This is a genomic window from Clostridioides mangenotii TR, assembly GCF_000498755.1.
In the GTDB taxonomy this organism is placed as follows: Bacteria; Bacillota; Clostridia; order Peptostreptococcales; family Peptostreptococcaceae; genus Metaclostridioides; species Metaclostridioides mangenotii_A.
Genome location: NZ_AXUS01000031.1, coordinates 21600 through 29389, shown reverse-complemented (window position 1 = coordinate 29389; position 7790 = coordinate 21600). Strand labels below are relative to the sequence as shown.

At 27.8% G+C, this 7790-nt stretch carries 10 protein-coding genes and 1 pseudogene; 8 read left to right on the top strand and 3 right to left on the bottom strand.

Annotated elements, in window-relative coordinates; genetic code table 11:
* The first annotated feature begins 133 nt into the window (after positions 1-133).
* The 3 genes from T473_RS0113515 to T473_RS18580 all read left to right on the top strand — a co-directional run bounded on the left by T473_RS0113515 (position 134) and on the right by T473_RS18580 (position 1413).
* A complete protein-coding gene (locus T473_RS0113515) occupies positions 134-463 on the top strand; it encodes a helix-turn-helix domain-containing protein (protein ID WP_077173633.1) in 330 nt (109 codons plus the stop codon).
* Between the two features lie 413 nt (positions 464-876).
* Positions 877-1200 carry a hypothetical protein gene (locus T473_RS0113510; RefSeq protein WP_024622379.1) on the top strand — a complete coding sequence of 108 codons (324 nt, stop codon included), beginning with the start codon at positions 877-879 and terminating at the stop codon, positions 1198-1200.
* 54 nt (positions 1201-1254) lie between these two features.
* Positions 1255-1413, top strand: coding sequence for a hypothetical protein (locus T473_RS18580; protein WP_161627566.1), 159 nt, complete (start codon positions 1255-1257; stop codon positions 1411-1413).
* A gap of 219 nt (positions 1414-1632) precedes the next feature.
* On the opposite strand, the gene T473_RS0113500 is transcribed toward T473_RS18580, so the two are convergent.
* Genes T473_RS0113500 through T473_RS0113490 form a run of 3 tightly spaced genes read right to left on the bottom strand, consistent with a single transcriptional unit; the run spans position 1633 to position 3862 of the window.
* On the bottom strand, positions 1633-2379 hold the full coding sequence (locus tag T473_RS0113500) for an amino acid ABC transporter ATP-binding protein (protein ID WP_024622378.1): 747 nt from the start codon (positions 2377-2379) through the stop codon (positions 1633-1635).
* Positions 2380-2389: 10 nt separating this feature from the next.
* Positions 2390-3052, bottom strand: coding sequence for an amino acid ABC transporter permease (locus T473_RS0113495; protein WP_024622377.1), 663 nt, complete (start codon positions 3050-3052; stop codon positions 2390-2392).
* Between the two features lie 9 nt (positions 3053-3061).
* On the bottom strand, positions 3062-3862 hold the full coding sequence (locus T473_RS0113490; RefSeq protein ID WP_024622376.1) for a transporter substrate-binding domain-containing protein: 801 nt from the start codon (positions 3860-3862) through the stop codon (positions 3062-3064).
* A gap of 890 nt (positions 3863-4752) precedes the next feature.
* On the opposite strand from T473_RS0113490, the pseudogene T473_RS17890 reads away from it, so the two are divergent.
* The 5 genes and pseudogenes from T473_RS17890 to miaB all read left to right on the top strand — a co-directional run.
* Positions 4753-5041 (top strand): annotated as a pseudogene (locus tag T473_RS17890) (IS1595 family transposase); the annotation flags it as partial.
* 152 nt (positions 5042-5193) lie between these two features.
* Positions 5194-5394 carry a helix-turn-helix transcriptional regulator gene (locus tag T473_RS0113485; RefSeq protein ID WP_024622375.1) on the top strand — a complete coding sequence of 67 codons (201 nt, stop codon included), beginning with the start codon at positions 5194-5196 and terminating at the stop codon, positions 5392-5394.
* Positions 5395-5398: 4 nt separating this feature from the next.
* The gene (locus T473_RS0113480) at positions 5399-5722 is read left to right on the top strand and encodes a hypothetical protein (protein ID WP_024622374.1); all 324 of its coding nucleotides are present in this window, start codon (positions 5399-5401) and stop codon (positions 5720-5722) included.
* Between the two features lie 129 nt (positions 5723-5851).
* A complete protein-coding gene (locus tag T473_RS18575; RefSeq protein WP_161627565.1) occupies positions 5852-5989 on the top strand; it encodes a hypothetical protein in 138 nt (45 codons plus the stop codon).
* A gap of 226 nt (positions 5990-6215) precedes the next feature.
* Positions 6216-7649, top strand: coding sequence for a tRNA (N6-isopentenyl adenosine(37)-C2)-methylthiotransferase MiaB (miaB, locus tag T473_RS0113475; protein WP_024622373.1), 1434 nt, complete (start codon positions 6216-6218; stop codon positions 7647-7649).
* Positions 7650-7790 lie beyond the last annotated feature (141 nt).

The window sequence follows — 7790 nt, the reverse complement described above, 5'->3', positions numbered from 1 at the left end:
AAATTTAATTAAAATATTCATAGGAAAATTAAATCAGATTATTGATCAGAACGATTACTTTTTTGTATTACTCATGATGTAATTTTACTTCATAAAAAAATATTATTTAAAGAAATTTCAATAAGATGGGAGGATATATATAATTTTACTGAGGAGAAAAAGCTTACAAGAGAAGGTTGAAATAGTTCGATTTTGCATGCTAAACAACTTTGATTATACAAAAACTATAAAAAAATATAAATTAAGCTACCAAACTCTATATAAATTAATCAGTAAATACGAAAAAGGTGGAGAAGATGCACTTGCAAAATCTATAAGTAAGAGAAATGAAGATACACTGCTTAAGGAAATAAATAATCTTAAGGAGATAACAAAAGAGATTATTTTAGAAAATACCAGTTTAAAAAAAGAACTTGAGTTACTAAAAACTTATGTTAAATTAGATGAAAAAATAATGGGATAAGTGATTTATTAAAATTGAAAAAAAAGAATTGAGGTAAAATTTGTACATAGAAATACAATTAAAATATAGTTTAATGATTATTATGGACACCCCCTTTAAGTAGTAATAGTTAAGGTCTAATATTATTTTGAGGGGGATTTTTTCTAAAATTAAATTTACCAAAGAGAGGGTTAAAAACTAAAAGTATGGAGAGTACTGGCTAACAATGTGTCATTTGTTGTTGTATTGTTAATGAAACTAAATATTATTAGAAAACACAAAATACTATATAATATATTAATATGTTATATAGTATAGCAACGTAACTATAGATATAGACGATTTAAAATTAAATTACATAACTTGATAAAAAATATGAATGCTACTGTTTTAGATTTGTTTGAAAAATTAAATAATATCGAAAGGGGATATATATGATTAAGTTTGGTATAACAACACTTGAAGAACGAATTGAGATTGTTAAGTTTTGCATACTGAATGATTTTGATTATCTTAAGACAATAGAGAAATATAAAATATCTTACACTAATTTATGTGAATGGATGATGAGATATGAGAGAAGAGGTGCAGACGGATTAGTTTTTAGATTTGGAGAAAGAAGTGAAAAATCTATCCTTTTAGAAATAAGACGACTCAGAGTTGAACAATGGTATATTATTTGTGAAAATCATAGATTAAAAGAGGAGATTTATCAATTAAAAAAAATTAATCATTCAAAAGATACAAATGAGGAGTAGAAGTCAGAATATTTTTATTGAATTTATTTAATTATATTTTAAGGAGTTGAAATCATGGAATTAAGTGATTTAAAAATCTTAATGGAAAGAATATATGATCTTTGTATAAATCATGGCTACGATAAATTGGAAGCTTTAAATAAGGCTGAGGTAGATTTGAAAAAAGAGTTATACGGATACTGTTTAAATAAAACTTTTAGTGAATTGACTTAGAGTTTAATAACAATATTAATTAAAAGACCCTATATATAAATGTATTTTTTAGTATGTTCTATATATAGGGTATACTTTTTTAGATAACGTTCGTCATAAAAGACCATATAATTCTTTTTGTGAAATTAACTTATCTAAAATTACTTATAGTTCTTTATTGAGTCAATTGAAACGACACTCAGATATTCTGTTTTTTATATTAGTAGTGATATTATGGTATTAATTTTTATTATTTTTTTGTAGTTTATTTAAGAACTGCCTTGTTCTCTCGTGTTTTGGATCGTCTATAACACTTTGCGCAGAGCCTTGTTCAATGATTTTGCCATCAAACATAAAACACACTTTATCAGAAACATTTCTAGCAAAATTTATTTCATGCGTAACAATTAGCATCGTTATTTTTTGCCTAGCTAATTGTTCTATTATTAATAAGACTTCATTTACTAACTCAGGATCTAATGCTGAGGTAGGTTCGTCAAATAGAATAATCTTAGGTTCTAAGGCTAAAGCCCTACCAATCGCAATTCTTTGTTGCTGCCCACCAGACAAACTTGAAGGATACTTATCCTTTTTTTCCAGTAGTCCAATCTGCTCTAATATTTCTAACGTTTTTTTTTCGGATTCATTTTTATTGATTTTTTTTACTACATTTAAGCCTATATTTATATTCTCGAATGCGGTTTTATTATTAAATAAATGAAACCCTTGGAAAACCATTGATGTATTTCTTCTTAACCAGAGGACTTCTTCTTTCTTTAAACTTGCAAGATCAAATCTATTATTATCTATTATGATATTTCCAGAATCAACTTTTTCGAGGCAATTTATACATCGCAATAAAGTTGATTTTCCTGTTCCTGAAGGTCCGATTATAGATACTACCTCACCTTCTTTTATTTCTAAATTGATACCTTTCAATACCTCGTTATCTCCAAACTTTTTATATACATTGTTTAGTTTTAACAATCCAATTCACCTACCTACTCCCTAATCTTATCTCTAAGTGTTTCTGGAATTTTCCCATAATTGCAGTTATTCCCCAATATACAAGTAAGACACATACATACGCTTCCAAATATCTATATCCTGAAGATCCCTCTAGCTGAGCTTGGGCCATCATTTCTTTCACACCTATAGCAAATACCAAAGAAGTATCTTTAACTATATTTATGAAGCTACTAAATAGAGTAGGTATAGCAACTTTGATCGCTTGTGGTAATATGATATAAAACATAGATTGAATATATGTCATACCAATGGAATTTGCGGCTTCCATTTGCCCCTTATTTATTGATAAAATTGCGGCCCTAAGTGATTCTGCCATATATGCTGAACTTGCTAAACTTAAAATTATAAGAGCAGCATGGAATGAATCTACTTGTATAATATTTCTAATTATTGGGATTACACCAAAATACAAGCAAAATAGTTGTGCAATCAAAGGTGTACCTCTAAAAAACGATATATATAACTTAAAAAAGGTACTTAATACTGGTGTTTTGGCAACGGTTAATAAAGCGATTATAAAAGCAATCATCAACCCGAAAAAAACTGCTAAAATAGATAATTTCAAAGTTACTCCGCTGTATTTTAACATTGTTGGGATGAGTTTAATCATAAAATTGAAGTCAAATGTCATACAATCACCCTATTTCTCGACCTCTGTTGTGTCAGTATCAAACCACTTTTCAGACAATTTTTTTAAAGTACCGTCTTTCCTCATACTATCAAGTGTTTTACTTGATAATTCAGTGAATTTTTGTCCCTTGTCATCTTTTTTAAATGGATATGCATTAATTTCGTATACCATTTTTTCATTTAGTTGACGTACCTTTAAATTTTCGTCTTTAATAATAGTTTTTGTTTTTATTTCACCTTGCCATAATGCATCTATTCTATCTATAATTAATTCTTTCTCCATTGCAACACCATCATAAGTTACAATATCAAAACCTAGATTATATTTATCATTAATCTCTCTTAATGTAGCCTCTCCATTTCCACCTAGCCAACATCCAACTTTCTTGCCCCTTAGGTCTTCCTTGTTATTAAAATCACTATCATCCTTTACAAAGAAGTCATAATAGCTATAGGCATATGGTTCGCTAAAAAGATACTTTTCTTTTCTTTCTTCAGTTATTGACATTTGATGGGCTACTGTATCGATCTCATTAGCATCTAACATACCAACTAAACCGCTAAATTGACCTAATTTAAATTCTACGTCTAAATTATTCCTTTTTGCTATTTCATTCCAAATATCAATTTCAAACCCCTTTATTTTATCATTTTCTTGAAATGCCCAAGGTTTATATGATGCCGATGTACCTATTACTATTTTTTCTTTTTTACTATCCTTTTGATTGGCATTATTGCTTTTACTGCATCCAATCATCCCAGTTAAGATTATTCCTACTAAGCATAAAATTCCAAATTTTCTTAAATTCATATTGTTTCCCTCCTTATTTATGTATGCCCATACTATATGATAAGGAGGGAATTTACAATTTACAAGGTAATTTCAATTGTATAGTTTATTCATATATATACATATGAGTAAATAGCATAAGCCGATGTAGGGCATGCACCGAGTAAGTTTTGGTAATGACTTTAAAGAGACGTATAGGAAAGTAGTTGATTGGTTGGAAAATAGAAAATTTATGTAGAGATTAGTAAAGAGGATAGCTTAATTGCTACCCTTATTTTTCTATGTAATTAAATACATTTTAAATTGAGTGACTAATTAATATTCAAAGATAAATAAGTCTACAATCGGAGTATCTAAAACTTTTGATATTCTAACGGCTAATTTATCTTTATATCACATTAAGTTTAATATTATTATTTTAATTAGAAGAAAACATCGATAATCCTCGTCATGATATTTGAGACATATAGAAAAGTGGTTGAGTGCTAAAAAATAGAAACTTGATGTAGATGCAAGATGGTATAATAGTAAGTAACTTAAAAGGAAGGAGAGATTTTAAATAAAAACTCTATTAAGTATCCTGCTAATTGTACTAGCATTATCAAATTATATTCAATCTAAAGAAGTAAAAAAATTAAGAAGTTTATTTATTTTGATGAACAGGAATTAATTGATGAAGCAATAATTTTACTAAAAAATGATTCGAATAAAGTAAATGCAGTTAAAATATTAAGGGAAAAGAATTATCCGTTAGATTTAATAGATGCGAAAAGAATTATTGATATTGCTGAAAAAAAATTAATAATTAAAAGTAAAAGTTTATAGGTAGAGATAATTAATTAGACAGAAAAAGGCTAGTGACTTAATTAGCCTTTATTTTGTTTTACTTTATATTTATCTAGTATATTTTTACGTACATAGGTATAAAAGAAAAGTTAAATGAAGAATTAAAACAAGTTCTTGAGGTAAATCAATGATAGATAGTGTTTATAAATTCTCTTGACGGTAGATTTAAGAGATGGCTAATGGCTTTTAGGTGTATCTACAAAGTTCATCAATAATTACTTGGCTTTGTTTAAATTCCTTCAACTTAGTAAGAAGAACAAGAAAAACGACCGAGTTAGAGATATGTTAGTAGCTACTAGAGAGACATATATAACAAGAACTACTATTATAAATAGATTCATTGAACTAACTTAAATCAAGGTATTTAGCAAGGTAGACTTCTTTTATTTTGTAAAATATTTTAAAGATATTAATCTTAAACGTATTTTACTGTTGACAAAATATAATCAGCACATTACAATTTTAAATGTAAACAACAGATTACATTTTGTTAAGGAGGTAATACTTTGGTACACAATCGAATTAAGGTTTTGAGAGCTGAGCGTGATTGGACACAAGCTGATTTAGCTGAAAAGGTAGGTATTTCTCGTCAAGCAGTTATATCTATTGAAAAATACAAATATACTCCATCTTTAGAATTAGCTTACAAAATAGCAAATGTTTTTGATGTTTCAATAAATATAGTTTTTAAATATAAGGAGGATTAATATAATGAATGAACAAATTATTATTTCGTTTTTTATAATTCTTAGTACTGGAATAACTATTTTTCTTTATGTATGGAAGGCTAAAAAAGAAATCGATTATAAAAAAGATGAGCGTTGGCAGTTAATCCAAAACAAAGCTAATAATACAGCAAATTATTCAAACGATATCTTGATAGTATTTATAGCTGTGATAGAAATGATATTGATATTTTATGATATTAACATAACCATTACCTTGAATCGTCTTTTAACTTATGGGTTATGTTTTATCGGATTACGAAATGCGATAGAACTATTTGGATTGAAGTATTTCGATAATCAACTGTAACTGTAAGAAATAAATTGAGTGTAGTTAATATTATTACCAGATGCATGCAGTATTAATATATTGAGAAACAAATTCCAACTTATTTGCTTATTTAGATAATGAGATATTAGGAACAAAATAGATTTTAAGTTGATCCCAAGATTCCCAGAACTTGATCAGTTACATAGATACGTAAATGAGAAGTATATTTTAGACGGTGAACTTATTGCAATGAATAATGGAGTTCCAGATTTTTACGAATTGAAAAGAAGGAATAAGAAACAATAAATCAACATATGAATGCAGATAATAAATTAAGAAATAAAATGGTTGCTTAAAAAATAAGCAACTATTTTATTTCTAGATGAAGTACTTTATTTCTTTTTATATCAAAGGATATGGTCAATACTTTTTATAAATATTTTCCATTTTTCTTATAATTATTTAAATTTGAGTAATCCAATTTAATTTGATATAATTATCTAATGTAAAAATATAAAGGAGTAAATATAAAATGAGCAAAAGAAAACAAGCAAATCTTCCTATAGAAAAAATAGATGAACAAGATAAATATATTGAATTAATGCACAGAAAAAACGAAGATTATTTTACTAAAACAGGAAAAAGAAAGCTCGTGTCTAGTGTAACATACGGATGTCAGATGAATGAACATGACTCAGAAAAGTTACTAGCAATGCTAGATGCAATGGGATATGACACAACAGAAGACTCTACAGAAGCAGACTTAGTAATATACAATACTTGCGCAGTAAGAGAGAATGCAGAACTAAAGGTATACGGAAACCTAGGTCACTTAAAATCTCAAAAAGAAAAAAATCCAGATATGAAAATAGTAGTATGTGGATGTATGATGCAACAACCTCACATTGTAGAGGAAATAAAAAAGAAATACAGACACGTAGACTTGATATTTGGAACACATAACCTTTATAAATTCCCAGAACTTCTTATAGAAACTATGGGCAGAGATAAAACTCTAGTGGATGTATGGGATGTAGATGGAGAAGTAGTAGAAGGATTAAAGAGCAGCAGAAAGTTTGAGTTAAAAGCATATGTCAATATAATGTATGGATGTAACAACTTCTGTACTTACTGCATAGTACCATATACAAGAGGTAGAGAGAGAAGTAGAACTCCAGAAGATATAATGGATGAAATCAAAACTCTAGTAGCAAATGGAACAAAAGAAATAACACTACTTGGACAAAATGTTGATTCTTATGGAAAGACTTTAGATACTAAGGTTACATTTGCAGAACTTCTAAGAAATGTAAATGATATAGAAGGTATTGAAAGAGTTAGATTTATGACTTCTCATCCAAAAGATATATCTGATGAAGTAATTTATGCTATAAGAGACTGCGATAAGGTTTGCGAATTCTTGCACTTACCGATACAAATTGGAAGTACTAGATTACTTAAAAAAATGAATAGACATTACACTAAAGATTACTATCTTGATATAATAGAAAAAGCAAGAAAAGAAGTACCTAATATTGCATTTTCAACTGACTTGATGATAGGATTTCCTGGTGAAACCGAAGAAGATATTGAAGATACGCTAGATGTACTTGAAAAGGTTAGATACGATTCGGCATTTACTTTTATATACTCAAAGCGTAAAGGTACTCCAGCTGCAGAGATGGAAGACCAAATACCAGAAGATATAACTCATAAAAGATTCCAAAAAGTACTTGATTTAGTCAATAAGATTTCTGGTGAAATTAACCATTCGTACAAAGATAAAGTTGTAGAGGTATTGGTTGAAGGTAGAAGTAAGAACCAGGAAGATAAATTATCAGGAAGAACTAGACAAAATAAATTAGTGAATTTTGATGGTGGAAATGAAGATTTAGTTGGTAAACTAGTAAATGTAAAAGTTACAGAGGCTAGAACATTTTCTTTAAACGGAGTAATGGTAGATTAAGAATATATAAAAGAACCCCTATATTAATTTATACTTATAAATAATACAGGGGTTCTTTATTTATGTTATTTAAATAAAATCTATTAGTGAGGCAGTTTAAGAAAAAGTTTAAGTAAAGCATATGTATAGAAGGCAAAAAAA